The organism is Varibaculum sp. (assembly GCF_008661855.1).
GTDB lineage: Bacteria > Actinomycetota > Actinomycetes > Actinomycetales > Actinomycetaceae > Varibaculum > Varibaculum timonense_A.
Genome location: NZ_RPZY01000057.1, coordinates 1 through 23778, shown reverse-complemented (window position 1 = coordinate 23778; position 23778 = coordinate 1). Strand labels below are relative to the sequence as shown.

Annotated in this window: 15 protein-coding genes; 6 read left to right on the top strand and 9 right to left on the bottom strand. The window is 49.9% G+C overall.

Annotated elements, in window-relative coordinates:
* Both QZT94_RS07990 and QZT94_RS07985 read right to left on the bottom strand, forming a co-directional pair.
* A complete protein-coding gene (locus QZT94_RS07990; protein WP_296762499.1) occupies positions 1–3486 on the bottom strand; it encodes an ATP-dependent DNA helicase in 3486 nt (1161 codons plus the stop codon).
* Positions 3483–6803: a PD-(D/E)XK nuclease family protein gene (locus tag QZT94_RS07985; protein WP_296762502.1), complete on the bottom strand. Its 3321-nt coding sequence runs from the start codon at positions 6801–6803 to the stop codon at positions 3483–3485. Before QZT94_RS07985 ends, QZT94_RS07990 begins: the two co-directional genes overlap by 4 nt.
* 245 nt (positions 6804–7048) lie before the next feature.
* On the opposite strand from QZT94_RS07985, the gene QZT94_RS07980 reads away from it, so the two are divergent.
* On the top strand, positions 7049–7276 hold the full coding sequence (locus QZT94_RS07980) for a DUF3107 domain-containing protein (RefSeq protein WP_072510031.1): 228 nt from the start codon (positions 7049–7051) through the stop codon (positions 7274–7276).
* Positions 7277–7362: 86 nt separating this feature from the next.
* Here the strand turns inward: QZT94_RS07980 and QZT94_RS07975 are convergent, their stop codons facing one another.
* Positions 7363–7968, bottom strand: a complete 606-nt coding sequence (locus QZT94_RS07975; RefSeq protein ID WP_270625082.1) for a ferritin-like fold-containing protein — start codon at positions 7966–7968, stop codon at positions 7363–7365.
* Positions 7969–8331: 363 nt separating this feature from the next.
* Here QZT94_RS07975 and QZT94_RS07970 point away from each other — a divergent pair, with 363 nt between their 5' ends.
* From QZT94_RS07970 to QZT94_RS07960, 3 genes are all read left to right on the top strand, one after another.
* A complete protein-coding gene (locus QZT94_RS07970; RefSeq protein WP_270625348.1) occupies positions 8332–9840 on the top strand; it encodes a DEAD/DEAH box helicase in 1509 nt (502 codons plus the stop codon).
* Between the two features lie 12 nt (positions 9841–9852).
* Positions 9853–11586, top strand: a complete 1734-nt coding sequence (locus tag QZT94_RS07965) for a glycoside hydrolase family 13 protein (RefSeq protein ID WP_296762506.1) — start codon at positions 9853–9855, stop codon at positions 11584–11586.
* Between the two features lie 161 nt (positions 11587–11747).
* A complete protein-coding gene (locus tag QZT94_RS07960) occupies positions 11748–14117 on the top strand; it encodes a glycogen/starch/alpha-glucan phosphorylase (protein WP_296762508.1) in 2370 nt (789 codons plus the stop codon).
* Positions 14118–14275: 158 nt separating this feature from the next.
* Here QZT94_RS07960 and QZT94_RS07955 read toward each other — a convergent pair whose 3' ends face one another.
* The 4 genes from QZT94_RS07955 to QZT94_RS07940 form a co-directional block, all read right to left on the bottom strand.
* Entirely contained in the window at positions 14276–15055 is a 780-nt protein-coding gene (locus QZT94_RS07955) for an inositol monophosphatase family protein (protein WP_270625078.1), read from the bottom strand.
* Between the two features lie 9 nt (positions 15056–15064).
* Positions 15065–15910 (bottom strand): phosphatidylinositol-specific phospholipase C domain-containing protein, encoded by an 846-nt coding sequence (locus QZT94_RS07950; protein WP_296773339.1) that lies wholly within the window; start codon positions 15908–15910, stop codon positions 15065–15067.
* A gap of 7 nt (positions 15911–15917) precedes the next feature.
* The gene (locus tag QZT94_RS07945; RefSeq protein ID WP_072510037.1) at positions 15918–17282 is read right to left on the bottom strand and encodes an MFS transporter; all 1365 of its coding nucleotides are present in this window, start codon (positions 17280–17282) and stop codon (positions 15918–15920) included.
* 184 nt (positions 17283–17466) lie between these two features.
* A complete protein-coding gene (locus QZT94_RS07940) occupies positions 17467–18510 on the bottom strand; it encodes a LacI family DNA-binding transcriptional regulator (protein WP_270625074.1) in 1044 nt (347 codons plus the stop codon).
* 172 nt (positions 18511–18682) lie between these two features.
* Here QZT94_RS07940 and QZT94_RS07935 point away from each other — a divergent pair, with 172 nt between their 5' ends.
* Both QZT94_RS07935 and QZT94_RS07930 read left to right on the top strand, forming a co-directional pair.
* Positions 18683–19468 carry a glucosamine-6-phosphate deaminase gene (locus QZT94_RS07935; RefSeq protein ID WP_072510039.1) on the top strand — a complete coding sequence of 262 codons (786 nt, stop codon included), beginning with the start codon at positions 18683–18685 and terminating at the stop codon, positions 19466–19468.
* A gap of 101 nt (positions 19469–19569) precedes the next feature.
* Complete coding sequence (locus QZT94_RS07930) at positions 19570–20544, top strand: diaminopimelate dehydrogenase (protein WP_296762515.1); 975 nt, start codon at positions 19570–19572, stop codon at positions 20542–20544.
* 199 nt (positions 20545–20743) lie between these two features.
* Here QZT94_RS07930 and QZT94_RS07925 read toward each other — a convergent pair whose 3' ends face one another.
* Together QZT94_RS07925 and dnaG are read right to left on the bottom strand one after the other, a co-directional pair.
* Positions 20744–21004 (bottom strand): DUF1540 domain-containing protein, encoded by a 261-nt coding sequence (locus tag QZT94_RS07925; protein ID WP_072510041.1) that lies wholly within the window; start codon positions 21002–21004, stop codon positions 20744–20746.
* Between the two features lie 220 nt (positions 21005–21224).
* Entirely contained in the window at positions 21225–23279 is a 2055-nt protein-coding gene (gene dnaG, locus QZT94_RS07920; RefSeq protein WP_296762517.1) for a DNA primase, read from the bottom strand.
* Positions 23280–23778: the final 499 nt, after the last annotated feature.

Genomic DNA, 23778 nt, shown 5'->3' with positions numbered 1-23778 from the left:
CTAGACCAAATCTGGGAACAGTTCTTCGAGTTTTTGGGGCAGATTTAGCCTTGCCTGCCAATCCTCTAACGGCAACAGCAACTGGTGTCTAACAAAAAATAGTGCCGCATCCACCTCGTCAAGGCGCATTCCTTTAGAAAAGGCATACACCAGGCGATAGGTATTAATCTGTTGCATATATTTTGCCACTAGCTCGCCCGCTTTGCCGCTAATAGTCCCGGATTCATCGAACTGTAAAGAGTCAGTTTTCCAATCAATAATCGTGGGTTTACCGGTTGCGGGATTCCGTAAAATAGCGTCGATACGAGCCACCAGTTTGATAGCCATCGGAGCAGAGAACTCAACCTCGGAATCGATATATTCCCACCCGTCCTCGGGATGAATTTTCGCTTGCTGCCAACTGTGCTGTAACGAGCGCAAATCTTCACGCACCTGGGTATCGAGATTATCGGGAAGAGGATAATCATTACCCCGTTGCTGCTGATCGACCCACTGGTGAAACAACGTGCCCACCCTAGCACCCGCGGTGGGGAAATCTGGCAAAGGACGACGCTGATTTAAGGCGAAAGCCGCGGGGTTATCTTGCAGTTCTCTTGCCCGGGTTACGCCACTAGACACCGGCATTTGAACCTGCCCTAGATACTCTTGTTCAACCCGTAAATCTCTGGTTAGCTGCAAAGCCTGACTGAGCCAAGAAGAATGACTATTCGCCATGTCTTGCGCCTCCTCTAAATCCGAGGTGGACACTAACCGGTGTAAAAAGGGGTGAGCGTGAATACCGCTGATCAGCTCACTGAGCTCTCGCGCCGCCACCGAAAGCCTAGACAGCTGCGGTGATACCGCGCCCGGCCAAGGCTCTTCACGCACGGGAGCCTCCCAGCTATCGTTTTCATCTGCTTGTCGATTACGCAGCTCGCGCAGCTTTCCGCTGCTATCGACTTCCGCTAAGAACTGGGAAGGAACCCGCTCTTTCTTGGAGGTAGCACTATGGGCGCTACCTCCAATCAACAATTTGGATTCTGCGCGTGTAAACGCCACATATGCTAGCCGCCGATCCGCTAGTTGGGAGTGAAAACCTAACGCATACTGATAACTGGTTATAACTTTGGGGTTATCGGAAAATGTTCCCTCAGCGAAGTCATAACCGCTGTCCTCAATGCCGCGCTCAATGGTGGGGAGAACTTGCTTATCTGGGCGCAAATCATATGGAATCATCCCTTTATCGCTAATCCAGGCGGAATCCTTACATTCGCCCTTATTAACAGAGATAGCGGTTTTCGGTAAACTGCCACTGCCGCTGCGAGACTCATCCATCCCCGGAACGGCTACCCAAGTCCATTCCAGTCCTTTCGCGGCATGAATAGTCATGAGTTGAATAGCGTTTGGATCTGGTTCTTGCAGTGGCATATCCAGTCCCGAGCCTTGCTGGTCAGCAAACTTTAACCATTCCAAGAAACCAGGTAAATCGGCATTTACTCCACTTGCCTGGTAATCACGAGCAATCTTTACAAAACTTTCCAAGCACCTGGCAGATATTCCCCCATCGGGACGTACTTTCACATCTAAATCTAGGCAAAGAGTAAAAATTGTGCGCTGCACCAACGATCCTAAAGAATCATGCAGGTGGCGGCGCACAGTAGCTAGTTGGGAACGTAAAATATCTAGGCGGCGATAGGCTTCCGGGCTAAAAGCGCTCCCCGCTCCTTTAACTGTCCAGCCTGGCTGGGGTAAGTTATCGAGTGCGTCCATTAAATAGGGTTGTACGCGAACGCCCTGGTCGTCCTCGGGATTAGCTAAATGACCTGCCCAACGCCATAATAAATCGATATCAGCCGGACTAATTCCACACCCGGTTATTAGCCGCATTAAGGCATCTCCGCGTCCGGCATCTGCCGACACCTGCAACGCCGCAATCACGTCGGCAACTGCCGGATCGTAAATCAGTCCCGCCACCCCACTCACTTCTACCGGCAGGTTCCGTTTACGTAGCGCCTGGGTAAGGAGCGGAGCTTGGGAATGCTTCCGGATTAGAATCGCCCCGGTGGGAACGCTTTGTTGTTCTTGTGGAGGTAGCTGCTGATTTTTAGCTATTATTTGTTCACGCTCGACCCAACGTTCAGCAAAGAAATCGGCAACCAACTCTGCTTCTTGCTGGGAATCTTCCACAAAATACATCTGGACTTCACCCGGGTCATCTCGCTTTTGCGGGCAGGTAACCAGCTCTTTTGCTTTAACCCCTAATGAAGGCGCGGCGAATTGATCTGGGGAGGGGGCAGGATCAAGTTTGTATTCTGGTTCCGACCCAGAAAGCCTGGCGCGAACCTCGCTTTCAACCTGGATAGCGCTTTTGCCCGCAGAAAGGTTCCGTAAAGGTAAAACCACCTGGTTAGCTACCTCTAAAATCGCTTCCCGGTTACGATAGGTCACCGGCATATCTTGAATATGGGCAGCGTGTTCGCTAGCTGGCACTCCAAAACTACTCAAGAAATGTTGCATAGATAAATCTGAAGCCCCACGCCAATCATAGATACCTTGATTGGGGTCACCGACCGCCATCACGCCCTTACCGGTAAAAATAGTAGAAAACAGTTTTAGCTGCGCCACAGAAGTATCTTGGAACTCGTCCAATAAAACCACGTCATAGCGGGCACGAATCTGTTCTCTAATATCGTCAAATTTCTCTACTAAAAGCGCGGCATAATATATCTGATCAGAGTATTCAAGATAGCCGTTTTGTTTCTTTAACTTTTCATATTCAGCAAAAATATCTAATAACTCTGCCCTATAGGTTAGAGAATCAAGAAAACTCTGCATATTTTTATTGGGTTTATTAGAACGTTTCCCCGGCTGACCCGCTGAATACATCTGCTTCATTTGAGTTAAACCAGCCCGCACGTCCTCGGATTCAATTAGTTGATCGCGCAGCTGCGAACCTAAAGCCAAGGCATTTTTTACAGTCGCCCCAATACTTAGTTCAGTGGTTAAATCCCCGGCCCATTCACTAACAACCTGATACATCAGTTGCCAACGCCGCGCCTCATCTAGCAGGACACAGGCAGGGGAAATCCCCAGTCGAGAACCATATTGGCGCACAATTTGGTTAGCGAAAGCGTTATAGGTAGAAGTTACCGGTCGCATTAGAGCACCAGTTTCACTGTCGGTTAAAAAATCCGCGACCTTAGAGAAATCTTTATGCTTGGCTAGCTGGCGCAAATAGTTATTGACTCGCTCAGATAGCTCACGATCCGCCTTATTGGAAAATGTCAGCCCCAGAACTCTTTCAGCAGACACCAAAGCATTTGCCACCAGGTAGACCACCCGGAAAGCCATAGTCGCGGTTTTCCCAGCTCCCGCCCCCGCAATCGCCATCATTGGTTTATCCACCGGGGCGCAAATAACCTTTTCTTGATCTGGGTTTGGGCGGTACTGCCCGATTGCCTCGGCAATTTGCGCGGGAGAATAGCTAATTTCGGGATTTATACTCATAGGACTGACTCTCCTTCGCTCATCAATGGACAGCAAGAACGCAGTTTACAGTGGTCACATTTAGCGTTTTCTACCGCTTTAAAGACCGCTCCCGCCGCTACTTGCGCCGCATCAACTATGGTTTGCGCTAACTGTTCTTTCTGTTCATCGGTTAAAGGAGCCTGCGACATTTCTTTGGGAATCTCTGCTTCCCGGCTTCCCTTAGCTTTAGAGACGATAACCAGACTGGAACTTTGCACTTCAGCTTTGGTTGCTTTAAGCACGGGCGAAAGAGCCTTAGCCGCCTGAGAATCGTCTCCCGCTAGCATGGCTTCCAGTACCAGCTGGTAGCAAGCCAACTGGAGATGGTTCTTTACTTCCTGTGCACTGGGAGGGTTTTTCATAGTTTTGAAATCAACTATTCGCACCCCGTCCTCTCCGGCTTCCAGGCGGTCAATCCGGGCATTAAGTAGCGCTGATTCACCCACGAATGCGCGTGAACTAATCTCGCTCACCGCCGGTGCTTTATGATTATCCAGATAGTGCGAGAGGCGAACAATCATATCTTCTTTGCTTTGCAGTTCGGTTCGCGAATAAAACGTCTCTTTATTTTGAGGCCAGTGTGAATAAAAGAAATCTAGGCGCTCCTTTAAACTGTTATCCCCCATTTCCTCCGCTATCTGATGCACCAAGGTTCCCCAAGAAAGACTGCCGGTAGCATCGACTTCTTGACCGCCTCGGCGTTCCAGCAACCAGCGAAGTTCGCAATCATTTAACTGTTCCAAGGTAGAGGGAGAAATTCCGACTCTACTACCAGCTGGCTTTAATCCCGCCGGATTTGTCCACCAGCTAGAATCTCGACCCACTTGTCGCCAGCTTTGCGGGTTTGCGGCAGTTACTGTTTGTGTGGCTAGATAGGCCAAGGTCTCTAGGGCTTTACGCCGGTAGCTATCCGCATCTTCTGATGTACCCCCAGGGGCATCTACTGGAATGTCTTGTGAAAGTAGGGCGCGAAGATACCCCACCAAAGAGCGTACAGAGGGAAATAGTTGCTGCTCCTCATGGTTTTTATCCCTCAGCTTTGAGCTGGCCGTTAAATCATTTCCCCCTAAGGTATCCCAGCTATTTCCTAGATATTGCGCAGTATTAAAATCTCCATTTTTGATTTTTTCACCGAGGTTAATGAAAAAAATCGAAGGCACGTCCTCATTACCTGAACGTGCGGTTACCAGCATTTTCTCTCGGGCGCGACTCAGGGCGCACCTCGCTAAGGAACGTTCAGTTTCGAGGGCGCGTTTTCTGGAGCCACCGGGAACCTCCTGAAGTTTCCCCGAGGGGCTAAGCAGCGCAGTCGCATGCATTAACTCTGATAATTCCCCAACTCTAAGTAGCGAGCCACTTTCGGAAAGTAAAGGCCATTGCCCATCTTGCATTCCAATTACTACACAGGTATCCCAGGTACGTCCGGCTGCCGAGAACACAGTTTCTATAGCTACAGCAGGTTTGAGACCGTGACTGCCGCTGAGTACGTCCTCGGCTTGCCTTTGCCGCAAAAGCACCGCGCAATAGTCGGTCATATTCGCGCTTAAATGCCGTTGTGACCAAATCTCCGCGTGTCTAACTAAAGAAATCACCGCATCTAATGCCTGGTCTGCAAATTCGTCTCCCGCTAAGGCGCGGTGACGCCATTGCTCTTCTAACTGCAACTCTAACCAGATTTTCTCTAAGGCTTGCGTGGGAGGAAGCGTCAAAGCAGACACGGCAGCGGTAAAAACCTGGTGGCAACGAATCAAAACCTGCGCTCCCTCTACCATTTGAAGTTGGCTAAGAGGAAAACGAGGAGTACCTAGCAGCGCGTAAAACTCTTCTAGTTTGGTATCTACTGCAATCTGGGCTCCCACTAAGGAACGCTCCAAACGGAGCATCTGCAAAGAATCCACGGCAAAAAGTGGGGAGCGAAGCAGCTGGCGGATGGCTTTACCGCGCGCAGTAATCAACTTTTCGTCCCAGCAGTATCCAATACCTAGGTCATAAGCTGGGGCCTGTCCCTGCCCATTTTGCTTTGTTTTTCGAGGGGAAATAGATTTAGCTAACTCTGATTGCCCTGCAATAGTGAAAAAGCGAAGCAAGGAGCCGCTAATCTGGTTGGATTTAAACAGCATGGGCCGACGCCGGTGATTGATAGGAATTTCCAAGCCCTCCAGCAAGGCACTAAGTTCATCAAGCTGCCCCTGAGTACGGGCAATAATCGCCATGTCATTCCATGCCACATACCGTTTTAGATGCTGGTAGCGTAAGTATTCCGCGACCGCCCTCGCCTGCGAAGAAATCGTGGAAAACTGGGCAATTTTTTGATCGCGCGCACTGTCTCCGCCTAGTTTTTGACTGAGTGGATCGCTAAGGGTTAGACCGCCAGCTGTTTCCCGAAATGATTCTTCCAAGGATACAAGTGGACATCCTAACTGTTCAGACAGTTCTTTAGCTCCGTTCGGGTATCCTCCCCGGAACGTTTCTGCCGCTACTTTGGGATTAAATAGGGCGAAAATTTTTGTTCCCCGCTTGCCCATTTCTCTGAGCATTCGGATAGTTGAAGCTGGACAGTCTTGCAGGTCATCGGCAACTATCCAATCCGGCAAAAGCGGCGGTTCTAAGATGGCAGCATCCTGCTCCCAGTTTTGCAGCAACCTAGCTGCCCGGTCTTGCATTCTGGCAGCATCCCATTTGTTGTCCTTAAAAGATGGCTCGTATTGGCTGAGCATGACGGCTCCCGCCTGCCATTCTGTAACTTTACGTTCGCGTCCTAGCTCATCTAATTCCTGAGCGCTAAGTCCCCAATGGGCGCAGGTTGCGAACAGGGAACGCAGATCGGAACAAAAATAATCGCTGCTGCGAAGCTCGGCGTTGATGTAGCTAGGCCAGGGGGCATCTACTTTTTCTAAAAGCTCCCGGATTCTGGCTTCCTCTTCAGAGCCGGTAAGTAACACCGGTTCGCGAAGAGCTTGGCGTCTTTTCATAGCAAATTGCTGCAAAACCTGGAAAGCTAAAGCGCTCGGGGTAATAAAAGGACGAGCAATAGGCAGACTCCGGGCGCAGCGGGAAGTGTTCAAATAATCGGCACGTAACCGTGAGGGAACCAGTCCCCGCACGGTATCGCCCTGCTTGCGTAATTGCTGCATTGCTGCCAAAGCGAGGACGGTTTTCCCACTGCCAGCCACGCCCGCAACTACCAGGGAGCTAGCTGAATCTAAACGCGAAAGCAGCTGCGCTCCAGCTTCACTAAACTCTGGTAATTCCAGTTCAGGAGGAAAAGGGGCGGGACGAACAGAAAAAGTAGCCATGGAAACAATTATAGGGAGCAGCCCCCTCTCGCCGCGTCCTTATCTGTTTAGCCGTAACAAAGACCAGTCCCTAAGCAGCCGATTATCCTATTCGCTTCAAAATAAACGAGAGAGAGATAATCGGGATAACTTGCTCCTAGGATAAATCTAGCTAAAGATATTTTGCTCTCAGCAAGCAATCGGGGAAAGCCTTAGCTAAGGCAGGTAGGATGGGGAGCAGAACACGAAGTTAAACGGAGGATACTGTGAATATTTCCCTGGGACTTAAAGGCGTTGCCAAATCTTTAGATTTAGAAGTAGAAATGGATTCTGAACAGGTAAAATCTGTTTTACAGACCGCCCTAGATGAACCAGGAAAATTACTTGTCCTAGCCGATAAACACGGTCAGCAAGTTTTGATTAATCCGCGTTTAATTGCTTACTGCCAGGTAGGTAAACCCGAACCTAAACGCGTGGGATTTGGAATCGGGTAAAACCCTTTTAACAGCATATATACCGCATGGCTAGCCCAAGGCGATAAACAATTTCGGCAATTAGTTACTGCTTGACACTAACTCGTCTAGGCTTTCAGACCAGCCCGTTCCATTCGTGCCCGGTGACGTGCTTTTATTTCCTCAGGGATATCTTCTGCGCCCTGCCCTGACAGTTCCGGGTAGCCCACAATTGCTTGACGCATAGTAGAGCGAACATCCCCCAGGACTCGCCTACCCCAAAGCGAAAGCCGCGCGGGTACAGTCACTTGGGTAGCACAAGCTTGGGTAATTAGCGGAACCGCCCATTCTTCCTGCCCACAGCCCCAAGAAACCTCTGCCAGCTGGGGTTGGATTTCCGGGGATAATCCGATAGTCAAACTGTGGTTAAAATCTGCCATAGCTCCAATAGTTACGTAACTTTTCACCAGGCGTTCATACCAGTCAGTAGGACGCAAGCGCTCCTCTAGCTGGACGGTAAGCCCGAGATACTGTTTCATTTCTTCCGGTAAATCAACCGCTACGTTTTGGCTGACCTGAGCCACCTTTTGATAGTTTTCCCAAGCCCGTGCCGACATCTGTCCGAGGGCGATTTCTTGTTCCACCGTGGGACACAAGGAAGCGTCCTTTGCTAGACGTTGCTGCATTGCCAAGGTGAAGTACCCAATAAGTCCCAGTCTTTGTGCGTCACTCACCCTCTTAGATTATCCTGCCTGGCGCTGCGATACTAGCTTTTGAAAGGCAGAGCATTTACTGGGTGTTATTTACCCTCAAAAAAGCTGTAAGTTTAGTTACCCTCATTGTTTGCTTTCAACAGGCGTGGGATAGGATGGTTTCGACGACAACGGGTTGACCGATCGTTTTCGTGAACGAAGTTTTTTCCAAGGGCGCGTGGCGTCGCCTTGAAGCGCTAAGCCAAGATTTTTTGCGATCGGCTACCTCCAACTGTAGGGGAAGTTTTCCCCGTGAAAGGTAATCGATTGATAGCTGAAAAGTCTAACCAGCCAACTAGCGGAATCGCTGATACTTCCTTTGCCCACGAGCTTCCTACCGAGCAGGTGGAAGCCGATGTGGTGGGGGAAGCCTCAATGGATTTGAGCGATAAAACTTTTGCCGATTTTGGGGTGAGCTCCCCGCTTTGTGAAGCTTTAGCCGAGGCGGGCATTGTCCATCCTTTCCCCATTCAGGCTCTCACCTTGCCGGTGGCGCTGGAGCGCCATGACATTATTGGGCAAGCCAAGACCGGCACCGGTAAGACCTTGGGGTTTGCACTCCCGGTTCTGCAGGACGTGGTGGCTCCGGGTGAGGATGGCTACGAAGACCTCCTAGACCCTGGACATCCACAAGCCTTGATTGTGCTCCCTACCCGCGAGCTAGCTATCCAGGTAGCGAGGGAAACCACGCAGGCAGCTTCTCGTCGCGGCGTTAGAATCTGTGAAATTTATGGAGGACGTGCATTCGAGCCGCAAGTTGCGGCTCTAAAGCGGGGGGTTGAGGTGGTGGTTGGCACCCCTGGACGCCTGATTGACCTGATGAAACAGGGACATTTGAGCCTCTCATCAGTTCGCACCATGGTGTTAGATGAAGCCGATGAAATGCTTGACTTAGGTTTTCTTCCCGATGTGGAAGTGTTACTTTCCCGCACTCCTGCTAACCGTCACACGATGCTGTTTTCCGCCACTATGCCCGGAGAAGTAATCGCTTTGGCCAGGCGCTATATGGAGCATCCCACCCATATTAGGGCGCAAGATCCAGACGATCAGGGAGCCACGGTTAAAACTACTCGGCAAGTTATTTACCGCTGCCACGCCCTCAATAAAATCGAGGTACTGGCGCGTATTCTCCAGGCACGTGGGCGCGGTCTCACCATTATTTTTACCCGCACTAAACGCAGCGCCGCGCGGGTTAGTGATGATTTGAATAGCCGCGGCTTTGCGACTGCTTCCCTACATGGGGATTTGGGGCAAGGAGCACGGGAACAGTCCTTACGTGCCTTTCGGCATGGAAAAGTTGATGTATTGGTAGCAACTGATGTGGCTGCCCGCGGTATTGATGTTGATGATGTTACCCATGTTATTAACTATCAGTGCCCCGAGGACGCAAAAATCTATATTCACCGCATTGGACGTACCGGGCGGGCTGGTCATTCCGGCACCGCGATTACCTTTGTTGATTGGGATGATGTTCCCCGCTGGCGGTTGATAAATAAGGAACTTTCTTTGGGGGCGGAAGAACCGGTAGAAACCTATCACACCAGCGCCCACCTATACACCGATTTAGATATTCCCGAAGACGCGGGTTCTCGTTTACCTATTTCTCAGCGTAAGCGGGCAGGTTTATCCGCTGAAAAGCTGGAAGATTTAGGGGAAACCGGTGGCCGGCGCGGAGGGCGTAACGGACGCAATCGCGGTGGTCGGGGAAGGAATTCTCAAGGCGGGAAAGGACGAGAGCGCCGCGGGGGACGCGACAGACGCCGTGAGCGCGATACCCACCAGGGGGCTGGAACCCAACGACAGCCTCGTCCTCGCCGAAATCGGAGCCGACGGCGTAAAGGTAGCGAAGAGTAAAGGGGATACGCTATGAACCAGTTGCACAGAAATGACTGGAATCAGTGGTGGCGTAGCGCCGCTATTTACCAGGTTTATCCGCGTTCCTTTTCCGATAGCAACGGGGATGGAATTGGGGATTTGGGTGGCGTGCTAGAAAAAATCGACTACCTGGAACAGTTGAACATTGATGCAGTCTGGTTTTCTCCTTTCTACCCTTCACCCCAGCATGATACCGGTTATGATGTAGCCGACTACCTGGATATTAATCCCGAATATGGGGACTTGGAGACTTTCGATAAGGTTCTCGCCGAGCTTCATGCCCGCGGGATAAAAGTCATCATTGATGTGGTCCCTAACCATTCCTCTTGGGAGCACCCCCTGTTCAAGCAGGCGCTATCTGCCCAGCCGGGAGATCCGGCACGCGATATGTATATGTTCCGTAAATCTAGCGGTGGTGCTCCCAACAACTGGGGTTCTATGTTTGGCGGTTCTGCCTGGTCAAAGGTTGAGCCCCTAAGTGGCAAAGCAAGTGATTCGGATTGGTGGTATCTGCATATTTTTGACGCTTCCCAACCTGACTTCAACTGGGAAAACCCGAAAGTTCACGAGTTTTTCCGCTCCTACCTGCGTTTTTGGCTAGACCGCGGGGTAGATGGTTTTCGGGTAGATGTGGCGCATGGCTTAGTGAAAGATCCCGCGCTACCCGATGATGAGGTGGGACCAGATCGCCTTAACTATGAAGGACCGAACAGCGAAAATGGCCGCGCCCTCGATGTGGGACCATTCTTTAACCAGCCAGGAGTCCACGATATTTATCGCGAGTGGCGCCAGGTGTTGGATGAATATGGACGTGACCGGATGCTAGTTGCCGAAGCCTGGGTTAATACCCCAGAACAAGAAGCTATGTATGTACGCGAAGACGAAATGTCTCAGGCTTTCAACTTCTCGGTAGTTAATTGCCCCTGGGAGCCGGGCGCGCTGCGTAAAGTTATCCGCCGCACCCAAGAAGCCTCGGCATCGGTGGGGGCTCCTGCCACCTGGGTACTCTCCAATCATGACACGGTGCGCCACAGCACCCGGCTTGGCTATCCTACCGGGGCAAACACTGACAATGGAATCGGGGTAACCGACCCGCAACCAGATAGGGAAATCGGTCTTACCCGGGCCTTGTCAGCGACCGCTTTCCTGGCGGGGCTACCCGGCTCGATTTACCTTTATAACGGCGAGGAACTGGGGCTACCGGAAGCGACTACGCTTCCTGATGATGCCCGCCAAGACCCTACCTGGAAACGTTCCGGTTATCGCGTACGCGGACGCGACGGCTGCCGCGTACCTCTCCCCTGGTCAAATAATCCCAGCTCTAACTTTGGGTTTTCGCCTGCGCGAGCTAGCTCCCCTTGGCTACCGCAACCAGCTGATTGGGGAGAACTGTCAGCACAGGTGCAAGAGTCTAATCCCTACTCCCCTTTAAATTTTTACCGGAAAATGCTCGCTACCCGCCGTAGCCTCGGCCTGGGAATGGGAAAATCAACCTGGTTGGACAGCGACCCGGAGGTACTATCACTGCTGGTTACAGCTAGTTGTGGACGAAAAGTAATAGTTGCTACCAACCTGGCAGTAGGTTATCGCCCGCTCCCTCAATTGGCTTTAAGTAAGGGGACGAAGGTGCTTTTGCAAACCCCGACAATCACTTCTGAGGACGCAGAGTGCAGTTTCCGGGATAGGGGGATCGGCCCCGGGCAGACCCTATGGATTGAGGTTTAATCCGCTTACCCATAGCCGCATTAAATAGAGCCTGGTGAAAGCCGTTTTAAGAAGTCTGAGGACAGATGTAACTAATGCCACTTATTAAATAGGGATTTTAAGCACCGCTATTTGCGTCTCAACCGGTAGCCTGTAACCGTAGTTTTGCAAGGAGTTTAAAAATGGCAGACAACCTTACAGATTCTCTTGGGTCTTTCACCCGTTCAATTTCTGGACGTCGCGTTGAGGCTTCCACTCCTATGGAGTTTTGGACGGGAATGTCGCAAGCGGTAGTTGAACGAATCGCTGAAAATTGGGAAAAAACTACCGATAAGTATGCAGCGGGACGCCAAGAACATTATTTTTCCGCAGAGTTCCTAATGGGCAGGGCTTTGCTAAACAACCTAGATAATCTGGGGCTGTTAGAGGACGCGAAAGTAGCAACCAATGCTTTCGGTATTTCTCTAACTGACGTTTTGGAAGCCGAGCATGATGCCGCTTTAGGAAATGGCGGTCTAGGGCGCTTAGCTGCCTGTTTCCTAGATTCTTGTGCCACTATGAACCTGCCAGTTCGCGGATATGGAATCTTGTACCGTTACGGATTGTTTAAACAGTCTTTCGAAAACGGTAACCAGCGTGAACACCCTGATCCCTGGATGGAGGAAGGCTATCCGTTCGTCCTCCGCCGCGAGGAAGAACCCCGCTTTATTAACTTTGCGGATATGCAGGTGCGGGCGGTTCCCTATGATATGCCGATTACCGGTTACGGCACCGATAACGTAAATACTTTACGTCTTTGGAAGTCAGAACCGATGGAAGAGTTCGACTATGAGGCTTTCAACTCTCAGCGGTTCACCGATGCGATTATCGAACGGGAACGGGTTGCTGACCTATGCCGGGTACTCTACCCCAATGACACCACTTTCGAGGGGAAAGTACTGCGGGTGCGCCAACAGTACTTCTTCGTGTCTGCTTCCTTGCAAGACATGGTGGATAACTATATTAAGCACCATGGTCAAGACCTCCATGATTTCGCTAAATACAACTGTATTCAGCTGAATGACACCCACCCGGTGCTGGCGATTCCAGAACTAATGCGGATTTTGCTTGACGACCATGGCATGGATTGGGAAAGCGCCTGGCAAATCGTACAGAACACCTTTGCCTACACTAACCACACGGTTCTAGCCGAGGCTTTGGAAACTTGGGAATACTCAATCTTCCAGCGCTTGTTCCCCAGAATCCTTGAGATTGTAACGGAGATTGACCGCCGTTTCCGGATGGAGCTAGAAGCCCTGGGCTTTGATGCTGGTCGCATTGACTATATGTCGCCCATTCATGGCGGTCGTATCCACATGGCTTGGATTGCTTGCTACGCTGCTTTCTCTATCAATGGGGTGGCTGCGTTGCACACCGAGATTATTAAGCGGCAGACTTTGAAAGACTGGCATGAGATATGGCCACAAAAGTTTAATAACAAGACCAATGGGGTTACTCCTCGGCGCTGGCTCAAACAATGCAATCCTCGCCTAGCAGAGCTGCTTTCTGAAAAGCTGGGCAACACCGAGTGGGTTAATGATATGGATCAGCTGAAATCCTTACGGCATTTGGCTGACGATTCTGATTTGATGGCTCAATTACTGGGGGTAAAATCCGATAACAAACGGGATTTTGCGCGTTGGTTGGAGCAGCGTAGCGGGATTAAGGTAGATTCTTCCGCTATTTTCGATGTGCAGATTAAACGGTTACACGAGTACAAGCGGCAGTTGCTGAACGCGCTCTATATTTTGGATTTGTATTTCCGGATTAAAGAAAACCCGCAAAAGCCCTGGCCGCATCGAGTCTTTATTTTCGGGGCGAAAGCAGCTCCCGGGTATGTACGCGCTAAAGCAATCATCAAGTTAATCAATACTATTGGGGAACTAATTGCTTCCGACCCGCAGGTTCGCGAGATTATTCAAGTTGTGTTCGTTGAGAACTACAATGTATCCCCGGCGGAACATATTATTCCGGCTGCTGATATTCACGAACAGATTTCTACTGCTGGCAAAGAAGCTTCCGGTACTTCCAATATGAAGTTCATGATGAACGGAGCGCTGTGCCTGGGAACTTTAGATGGCGCAAATGTAGAGATTGTGGATTCAGTTGGGGACGAAAACGCCTATATTTTCGGGGCGAAAGAGGAAGAACTGCCCGAACTGCGGCGCACTTACGATCCTCGCCATCTCTATGAAACCGTGCCGGGACTTAAACGCACTTTAGATGCTTTCGTTGATGGCACTTTAGATGATGATGGCACTGGGCTATTCCATGACCTTTTGGGCTCGTTACTGGACTCGAATGGGTATGAGCCAGCCGATGTGTACTATGTGCTGGGTGACTTTGCCGATTACCGTGAGGTTCGCGACCGGGCTGCCCTCGAGTATGCTGACCAGATGGAGTGGGCGCGCAAATGCTGGATTAATATCTGTGAATCCGGTCGATTCAGCGCTGACCGTACCATAGCTGATTACGCTAAAGAGGTTTGGAAGATACAGGCACAAAAAATCTAGCTGCCGAAGCGGATTCTTGGCGATAGGTCAATAGCTAATAGTCGCGGGGTGGAAGAAAGATTCTTCCACCCCGCGACTATTTTTCTATCCGGTTTTCCCAGGACAAATCCGCTGCCCTGCCCCGCGGTTTCACCCTGGCATTCGGCTGCGCTAACCCGCTAGGCAGGAGCTTGCACCAACCGATACAGCAGCCCGGAATGTACGGCAGGCCATGCCGCCAAAACGGATCCTTTCTGGCGCACATCCATGCTGGTACCATCAAAGCGGGAAACTAAGCATCCACTTTCCCGACAGATTAAAGTCGCCGCCGCTATATCCCAAGGGGATACCCAAAGATGAATAAATCCCCCTGCCCTACCGGCTGCTACTTCCACCATTTCTAATGCGGCAGAACCGTATCGGCGATGTCCCCGCGATTCCTCTAAAACTTGAGATAAGCGAGGAAGCGCTCGGATTTCCTTTAAATCGGTTAGCAGAACTACCTGGCGGTAATCTATATCCGAATTCACCGCCTCTAAGGGAAGGTCATTGCAATAAGCCCCTCCCCCTAAAGTCGCGGTATAGGTCTTATCAGCCACCACATCTTGCACTACTGCCAGAACCGGGACTCCGTTTTCACATAATGCCAAGGAAATTGCGTAATCTCGCTTGGTTTCTATGTAATTCATCGTCCCATCAATGGGATCTACCAGCCATACCCGTCCCTCGAAAGAATCAACCTGGTGTCCTTCCTCTCCGAGCACTGGGTAGCCACTAAATTCCAGTAGTTGATTCGCAATAAATTGCTCTATTGCTTTATCAACATCGGTAACTAAATCATTACGGCTGCTTTTAGCGGTAATATTTAGTTCCATTCCCGGTTCAAGCGCCATAGCTGCGGCTTTTTTAACGGTAGCTACTGCATAATCCAATAGTTTCAGCAATTCCGGCTTTTCCATGTTCCTCACCTAGTTCTGGCAGTTACTTAGCCCAGCATCTATCAAAGTTTGAGCAATCTCAGGGGTAAGATAGTCAAAAATTAGCACCTGCGCCCTTTGCTTGCATCTCGCTTCCTCCTTGGTATAAATATCAAAAATCCACGGATTTAGCTGAGCGGCATAGGCATCGGGGAATCCTAACTGTCCATTCGTGGCGCTAATATGATTCAAACGTAGCTCACCAGTTCCAGATTGTTCCCCTAGTTGCAAGATTGCCTGCTGTTTAGCTTCTAGACTGGGACCATCCCATAGGTCTTGCAGCCGTATTTTCTCGGCTTCATGCCAGGGATATGCCCAAACACAATCTGGTAAATACGTCGATTCATACTGACTGGGAGCACATTCCAATGCCAGGATTTTTCCGCGTAACTGCCCCAAAGTTAGCTCACTGATGGGAATCTGATTTTCTTTCTTCCATAGGAAGAATAAATCTCTGTTTTCGGCAATCAGTTTCGTAATTTGCTGACAATACCGCGGAAAATCATCCTTATTTTCATTTGCATTTTGGAATCTAACTAAGAGGAATTCTTGCGGATGATTCTTTAGAAACTCTCGGATAGTTTGCAATATGTCCGTAGCTTTAATTGTGCTTATCCACTCGCGGTGAGCTGCAACCAGGCTAGAACGAATCCGCAAATCTAAAAACCTGACCCCTATATCTAACTGTTCTGCAAGCTGGAGAGTCTGAGTTTTATAGTATCTTTGCGGACAGGTTGCGGTCATAGAATCATGAGTTCCCACGATAGTGAGATTAGCGATGGAAACTGAATCTGGATGTTGAGCCATCCAGTCTGCTTGTTTAACAGCTGCTTTCATTTTGCCCTCAGTTCATTTGTTTTTGGCGGCGCTGCATTTTCACCATGAGATGTGACATTACCGCTGCAACCAGAGCCAAAGCTGCCAATCCTAAGAATGCAGACCCCAGTACATTGGTGGAGGTTAGCACTTCGGTGATTACTTTCCCATTGCTATCAGTAATGGAGGGGGTAATCAGACCACCGAGCACAATGGGAGCTAATAACGCCGGGATATATCCGACAGTGATTGCAAAAGACATCGCAGCTGAAGAGTTCTTCTTGGCAATCCCGAACTCTCCGATGGGCGCGTAGTAGACGCCCCGAATCATAAAGGTGGTGGCAGATGCCAAAAGCATCATCACGATTAGCGCCCAGAACATTCCACTAGAGATCAGGTTACCCGGTACTTGACCAGCTGGATAAGAGCTGATAGCTGGGCTGTTGGTGAAGAAGATTGCCGCAATCAGCGCCAGTAGAACTACCAGAACTATTTCCATAGTTCTCATGAACTTTACCGTTGATTTAAATACTTTTTCTACCAGAATCGTTGAAACCAGTGGCAACATACGCAAGCCGATTACGGTAGTTGCAAACACGGCGGCAGCCACAGCCGAAGTTCCATATCCGGCTTGCAAGAAGCGAGCAAAATAAGTTCCGGCAGCTACGAAAGTGCCATAGATACAGAAAACGTTAATACCGGTGAGCCAGACTATCGGCAGTTTAGCTACTTTCCCAACCCCTTTGATTGCCTCTACAGTGTTAGCTGCTTGGGTGTCTTCATTGCCGACTTTTTGTCCTTTTGGTACTGCCCAGAACACCATTAGCCCGGCTACCAGGACGATTATCGAGGAGGTATACATGATGGTTCGAGCGCTGGCTCCTGATGCCAGCATCAAGGTCCAAAGCAAAGAAACCAGGAACGCGAGCAGACCGCGTCCAAACTCGAAAAAGCCAAATGCACTGCCTTGATGTTCTTCAGTAGTTGAGAGGCTAACTGCTTTGAAGTTGGCTGGTTTGAACAATACCTCGGTAAACAGCAGCATCAAGAAGAAGCATACGAGCAGCGTCCCCAGGGAGAGATTGGGTGAGAATACGGTGATGAATAGGGAAATCCCTCCCGCACCCAGAGAAGAAATCAGCATGATAGTACGAATCGCAAAACGATCGCCTATCCATCCCAAGGCAATGGTTCCCAGGATAATAACTAAACCTTGCATTGAATATAGGTTCCCTGCCTGAGCGTCGGTGACCCCCATGGCGGTAGGAAAATCTTTGGGAATGGTGTTCCGAATGTCCCAAAAAGCATAAATTAACTGCGCATTTACTGTGATTAGCACCAGCGACAGAAATGAAGTCGCCGTGAATCCCAGGTTATTTAACTTTGAACGCATATTCGTAGCTCCTTTGCTGCAAATAATTCCTAGATGTGCTTTAGCACATAGCCCTACAATAAAATATCCCTCACATTAAGTCAAACGTTTGAATAGGTTTTATCAGCAGCCTTAATTTACGAAAGAGCATAAAAGTGCTATTTTTAGATTTTTTTGTTTTAACGTTTTAATATCTTTTCCCCTCCTAGTTCTGCAGGAAGAAAGCTGTACCGGTAGAGCGCCTAATTACCAAAGAACTCTCCACAGTGAGCTCTTGCGGCGCTGCCACCTGACCGGAAGCTCTTCTAATCGCCAGTGAAGTCACGTGCTCAGCAACTTTCGCCGCCCCCCTATCCACAGTGGTTAAATTAAAAGCCAGGGAGGACGCCCCCAGAGAGTTATCGAACCCGCTCACCGAAATATCAGCGGGAATAGAAAAACCAGCTCTATATAGAGCCACCATAGCCCCCTGCGCCACCTGATCGTTATAACAAGCCAGCGCTGTGACCCCCAATAAAGCAACCCGAGTCAAATCATTACGAGATTTTTGGCGACTCCAAGAATCAGTCAAAAGTTGCTGCACGACTTTAAACCCATCATCCACAGTATTACCTGCCAAAATCGGATGAACTTTTAAGCCCGCTTCCTTGCCAGCACGCATTAGTGCCTGGCGACGAATTTTAGATGAATAGCTTTTCGGACCGTCCAAGTAAGTTATTTCTGCATGTCCTAAAGACTTTAGATGCAAAACCAGTTCAAGCAGCCCGCTATAGTTAGATGAACGCACCAAGTCAGCGCCCGCTAACGCGCTTTGCCCCACCACTACTGCGGGAGTTAGGTTTGCCGGGAGTTCCTCACCGCTAAAAACAGGATTAATCGCTACACAAGTGTTAATCCGTAGCTGAGACAGAGCCTCTAATCCCTGCCGATAATCATTAAATAGGGAAGCGTTTTGAGTAATCGTACGATAGCCAGCTTCTTGGGCGCAACGGTTTATATTCTCGACATATTTGTTATGTAACTCTTGATCTAGCTGGGCAACTATTCCAATTATCTTAGGTTTAGAACTGCGAAGCATCGCCCCCGACAAATCCACTTGATACCCCAAACGGTGGGCAACTTCCTTAACCCGTTCACGCACCGGTTCGGAGATTCGCGAGTCATTGCGCAACGCAAGTGAAACTGAAGATATTGATAACTCAGTTTCTTGTGCAATATCTTTTAATGTAACTCTTTTGCGCTGCGCCATTTCGTCCTCCTACTACCGTCTAACCCTATTTTCTCACGTTCAACCTCGGTAACAGGAAAACCGGAAATCTTAAGCTTAGCCGCTAGCAATCCTTTCCAAGTTAGCAGGTGTGAGATAATGGGAGGGACTTTCAATAGCCAACGATGGAAAAGTCCTACCAAAGGAGATTTACATGCATATTGCGATTACCCCCACCCCCGAAGATGCCTCCAAACTAGCGGCAAAACTGATTATTCCCCAAGTCAAACCGGGATTTAGGTTGGGGGTAGCAACTGGCTCTACTCCCGAAGGTCTATACGCTGAGCTCCGCGCCGCCCATGAGCAAGGACAATTTAGCCTGGAAGAATGCACCGCCTGGGCTTTAGATGAATATGTAGGAATCGCTCCCGACCACCCCGAACGCTACCGTAACGTATTGCGCCGAGAACTGGTTGGCAGCGACAAGACCGGTCTCAAGGACGAAAACTTACACACCCCCGATGGCACTGCTTCCGACCCTCGCCAGGCTGCCCGCGATTATGAAGCAGAAATCGCCCCCGGAGTTGATTTACAGATTCTAGGTATCGGCGCCGATGGACATATCGGTTTTAATGAACCGACCGGCAGCCTAGCTAACCCCACAAATGTGGTGACCTTAACCGCCCAAACTATTGCCGACAACGCCCGCTTCTTCGATAACGACGAAGCTAATGTCCCCAAGCAGGCAGTCACGCAGGGGCTATCTACCATTATGAAATCGGGTCAAGCGGTTTTGTTGGCTTTCGGCTCCCAAAAAGCCGATGCCGTTGCCGCAACGGTAGAGGGCGCGGTCAGCGCTTTTTGGCCTGCCTCTATTTTGCAGTACCACCTAAACGCATTCATCATCGCTGATGAAGCTGCCGCCAGCAAATTGCAACTGACCGATTACTATCGGCAAACTTGGCAAGCCGAATACCCCGATTTGCCGCTCAGCTACTAAATACTTACCTAGTTACCGTCCTGCCCAAAACCTAGACGTTTCCCTGTCTAGGTTTTGGGCAGTTTTCACATCTAACAGGATACAACTTGTAGTATCTGGCTATGACTATAAAAGTGGCAATCAATGGATATGGAAATTTAGGACGCGCGGTTGAAAGGGCAGTTAATGCCGCCGAAGATATGCAGGCAGTCGCGGTATTTACTCGCCGGAATCCTAAAGATTTAGAAACTGCCGACACTCCGGTTTATTCTGTCTCGCAGATGGCAGATTTTTCCGGACAAGTTGATGTGTGTATTTGTTGTGGAGGCAGCGCCACGGATTTGCGCACCCAAGGACCGGCAGCGGTTAAATACTTTAACACTGTTGATTCTTTTGATACTCACGCCGATATTCCCGCCTATTTTGCCGATATGGATACTGCCGCCAAGGAAGCGGGACATTCTGCCTTGATTTCTACCGGCTGGGATCCGGGGCTGTTCTCGATTGCCAGGGTAGTAAGTGAATCGGTACTCCCGAATGGCTATACCCAAACCTTCTGGGGACGCGGGGTATCTCAAGGACACTCGGACGCAATTCGCCGGATTGCAGGGGTCGAGGGCGCAGTGCAATACACTGTCCCCAACGAAGCAGCAATCAAGGCGGTAGAAAGCGGAGAAAACCCCGAGCTGAGCACGGCAGATAAACACTCACGCCTGTGCTATGTAGTTGCCGCTGAAGGCGCCGATAAAGAACGGATTACCCGCGAAATTAAAGAAATGCCGAAGTATTTCGCAGATTATGAAACCACAGTAAACTTTATTTCCGCCCAGGAACTGGCGCGTGAGCACGCCGGTATGCCCCACGGAGGGCAAGTCCTCCGTCTCGGTCACACTCAAGAGGGGGTCAAACATCTGATCCGCTTCCAGCTGCAACTAGATTCCAACCCCGATTTCACCGGCTCAATGGTGACCGCCAGCGCTCGCGCCCTGGTACGTTTGCACGAAAACGGACATATCGGAGCCGCCAGCGTCCTGGATATTCCCCCCGCTTGGTATTCCCCGTCCTCCCCCGAGCAGCTACGTGCCCAACTGCTATAGCTAGTTCCTTTAACTGTAGATAAGAACCCATTAGCCCGGAACAGTTTTAGGTCAGCGAATCTTTAAGTGAAGGTTCGCCTGTGGGGTGAAACCGATAACTTAAGGGGCTGAGGAGCATCATTACTCCTCAGCCCCTTAAGTTATTATCCTGCCTGTTTAGTTAAGAATTCAGATTCTTAACTGCTGCTGACCTGATTACCTAGGCGGTAGCAAAGGTAAGGCATTTTTCGTCGTCTCCCACTTTGACGGAATCAGCTTGGCAGAGCAAGTGTTTGTTGAATTTGCAGTCGGCAAGCTGACACGCCCCCACTTGGGAATTAACTTTTCCTAGTCCCCCCTTTTCGTCTAGGGCAATAAAGGTTGCGCATCCACCTTTTGCGATGGTCACCGCGTAAGCGTTGCAACCATTATCGTTAAAGGCACAATCACTAGCTGAACAATTTACTCCTGGCATTGCCATTGTGTTCCTCCTTTGAAGTTTTTTTATAAAGACAATTTCAATCTACAAAGGGAAGCAACAAAGTAAAAGCAATTAAACACAAAAATGTCACCCCTATTAATAAAACTCCATAACTGCTGATAGAAAGCTTTTTAGCTTCTAATAATTGAAACAGTATTCCCTAAATTTAAATAGCAATAGCGTCATTACTTAAATTAGTATTGAGTACCTAAGTTGTTGCTTATTTAGATTCTTGCAGGTTACGGCGGGCATTCTCTAGGTTAATTAATGTAGAAAAAATCTGTTGATACTGTTCATCTTGAGGGTCACAGCGCTGCAATCGCGCCTTTGTCTCTGCGATTTGGCGTGACAGGTCACCGCGAATCACCGCTTGCCACACCCCCCGCGCATACTCGCTTAGGCGGGCAGAATCATCTTGAGGCAGTGGGGAAACAATCAGCGCAGAAACCAGCCCCTGCAACTGCGAATCTACCTGCGCATTTAAGAGTTCACCCCATCGTTTATTGGCCAGAATCACCGCTCGCTGCCCTTTAAGTCCCAGTTCGTCCTCGGCGTCGCGCCACAGCTCCGCATATTTATCCAGCCCGCCCAAAGCAATAATCGCGGTAAAAAGGGCGCTAAACATGGGTACTCGAAATGCCGCTGTCGAAACCGTCTCTACCCCTACCCCAAAAAGACTAGCCGGCAGCTGTAGCAAACATTCCAGAGCTTGCCGCTCCAACTTAGCAATCGGATCTGTGGAATTGGGCAAATTAACCCTGGAGGCAGCACCCGGAAAACCAGCGCCAACGCCAGCACCAGGGGTTCCGGAACGGTGCGCGGGCGAAGTTGAGGGATAGACATTTAGGTTCGGGGAAACCTGTGAATTAGGAAACTGCCCCCTGCCCCCGCCAAAACCGCCACGCTCGGGGCGAGGAGAATTCTGCACTGCCCGCCGCACTTCCTCTTCTGGCATTCCCACCCAACCAGCCAGGCGGCGGGTATATTCAGAGCGCAACGCAAGATCGCGAATCTGGCTAACAATAGGTCCGGCTGCTCGCAAACCTGAAACTCGTCCTTCTGCCGTATCCAAGTCAAAAGACTTTAGGGTAGTGCGTAAAACAAACTCGAACAGAGGGCGACGAGAATCCACCAAACCTCGTACCGCTCCTGCCCCTTGAGCTTGCCATAAATCACAAGGATCCTTGCCGCTCGGCTCGATAGCTACAAATGTTTGAGACGCAAAGGACTGATCTTCCCCGAAAGCCCGCAAAGCCGCCTTTTGTCCCGCTTCATCGCCGTCAAAAGTAAAAATAACTTCCCCACCACGGGTTTTACCAGACGATAGCATTACCCCGGCAGCGGCATCTGCGCTGTCCCCCAGCAAACGCCGAGCAATGCGCACATGACCATCCCCAAAAGCAGTACCGCAGGTAGCCACGGCACATTCCACCCCGGAAAGATGAGCAGCCATTACATCGGTATAGCCTTCAACCACCACAATTCGGCGCTGCTTACTGATGGCTTTCTTCGCCATCTCAATCCCATAAAGTACCTGCGATTTCTTATAAACCGCAGTTTCAGGGGTATTCAAATACTTCGGACCTTTATCTTCTTCGCTCAATCGCCGCGCCCCAAAACCCACGACCGCCCCCGTCAAATCGCAGATGGGCCAAATAACTCGCCCTCGAAAACGGTCATAAGGACCGCGCTGCCCGGTAGAAAACAACCCGGAAGCTGCCAGTTCCACTTCCGTAAATCCGCGTTTACGCAAATAAGACAAGAGGGCGTTCCACGAGTTAGGGGCATATCCTAAAGAAAAGCGGGCAGCAGCGTCGGCATCGAACCCTCGTTGGTTCAAAAAATTCCTGGCAATCTGTCCCTCTTTACTGCCCAATTGCGAGCGAAAAAACTGCGCCGCATTCCGGTTTGCTTCCAAGATTCGCGAACGCGAAACCCGGTTCGGGTCTGTTGATTCTTTGTCTGTCCCCTCTTGATAGCGTAAAGTCACCCCGGTTTTGTCTGCCAGATATTGAACGGCTTCACTAAAAGACAGGTGATTAATGGTTTCCACAAATTTGATAACGTCGCCGCCCTCACCGCAACCAAAGCAATGATAATACCCTTGAGCAGGACGAACATGGAATGAGGGGGTGCGCTCATCATGGAAAGGACATAGCCCTTTTAAAGATCCCACCCCGGCAGGACGCAGTGCCACATGTTCGCCTACGATTTCATCAATATGGGCGCGCTCGCGTACCTGATCAATGTCCTCGCGTCGAATAAGCCCAGCCATATTTCATATCATAGGCGAGGGCGGGCGTAGAAAGCTACGTTACTTTCTAACGAAAAAAGATTTATATAGAGCAATAATGCTTTTCTAAGCAGCAAAATAGCTTTAATAAAACGGAATTACAAGTAATTATTTTAGTAACACGATTATCTTCATATCTGTTGTTATTAAAGCGAATAGTCCTTTTCTTAAACCTCTTTTTATTCAAGGTTTTTGCCATTTACTTTTATCACAACTAGCTCGGGCTGTATCACAACTCAGACATTCAAGTCGGCACTAAAAATAGACTAGAGAAGTAGCCTAAGAATAATCCCGGAATTGGTTCAGATTGTCTAACCATTTCAGATAATGACTATTCTAATCAGAAAGCTGTCATTTAATCATGACTCCACCAAACAATCTTCCCCAGCCCCCACTTCCACCGCAAGGCTACCCCGGTCCATCACCATACAATGCCGTACCCCCGAATCCCCCTCTCCAGTCTCCGCAGCCTCCACAACCT

Bases quoted from the DNA above. Each gene is read 5' to 3' on its own strand.
- QZT94_RS07985 (WP_296762502.1), bottom strand. From the start codon at position 6,803: ATGGCTACTTTTTCTGTTCGTCCCGCCCCTTTTCCTCCTGAACTGGAA.
- QZT94_RS07930 (WP_296762515.1), top strand. From the start codon at position 19,570: ATGACTATAAAAGTGGCAATCAATGGATATGGAAATTTAGGACGCGCG.
- QZT94_RS07960 (WP_296762508.1), top strand. From the start codon at position 11,748: ATGGCAGACAACCTTACAGATTCTCTTGGGTCTTTCACCCGTTCAATT.
- QZT94_RS07990 (WP_296762499.1), bottom strand. From the start codon at position 3,486: ATGAGTATAAATCCCGAAATTAGCTATTCTCCCGCGCAAATTGCCGAG.
- QZT94_RS07940 (WP_270625074.1), bottom strand. From the start codon at position 18,510: ATGGCGCAGCGCAAAAGAGTTACATTAAAAGATATTGCACAAGAAACT.
- QZT94_RS07935 (WP_072510039.1), top strand. From the start codon at position 18,683: ATGCATATTGCGATTACCCCCACCCCCGAAGATGCCTCCAAACTAGCG.
- QZT94_RS07955 (WP_270625078.1), bottom strand. From the start codon at position 15,055: ATGGAAAAGCCGGAATTGCTGAAACTATTGGATTATGCAGTAGCTACC.
- QZT94_RS07945 (WP_072510037.1), bottom strand. From the start codon at position 17,282: ATGCGTTCAAAGTTAAATAACCTGGGATTCACGGCGACTTCATTTCTG.
- dnaG (WP_296762517.1), bottom strand. From the start codon at position 23,279: ATGGCTGGGCTTATTCGACGCGAGGACATTGATCAGGTACGCGAGCGC.
- QZT94_RS07965 (WP_296762506.1), top strand. From the start codon at position 9,853: ATGAACCAGTTGCACAGAAATGACTGGAATCAGTGGTGGCGTAGCGCC.
- QZT94_RS07925 (WP_072510041.1), bottom strand. From the start codon at position 21,004: ATGGCAATGCCAGGAGTAAATTGTTCAGCTAGTGATTGTGCCTTTAAC.
- QZT94_RS07950 (WP_296773339.1), bottom strand. From the start codon at position 15,910: ATGAAAGCAGCTGTTAAACAAGCAGACTGGATGGCTCAACATCCAGAT.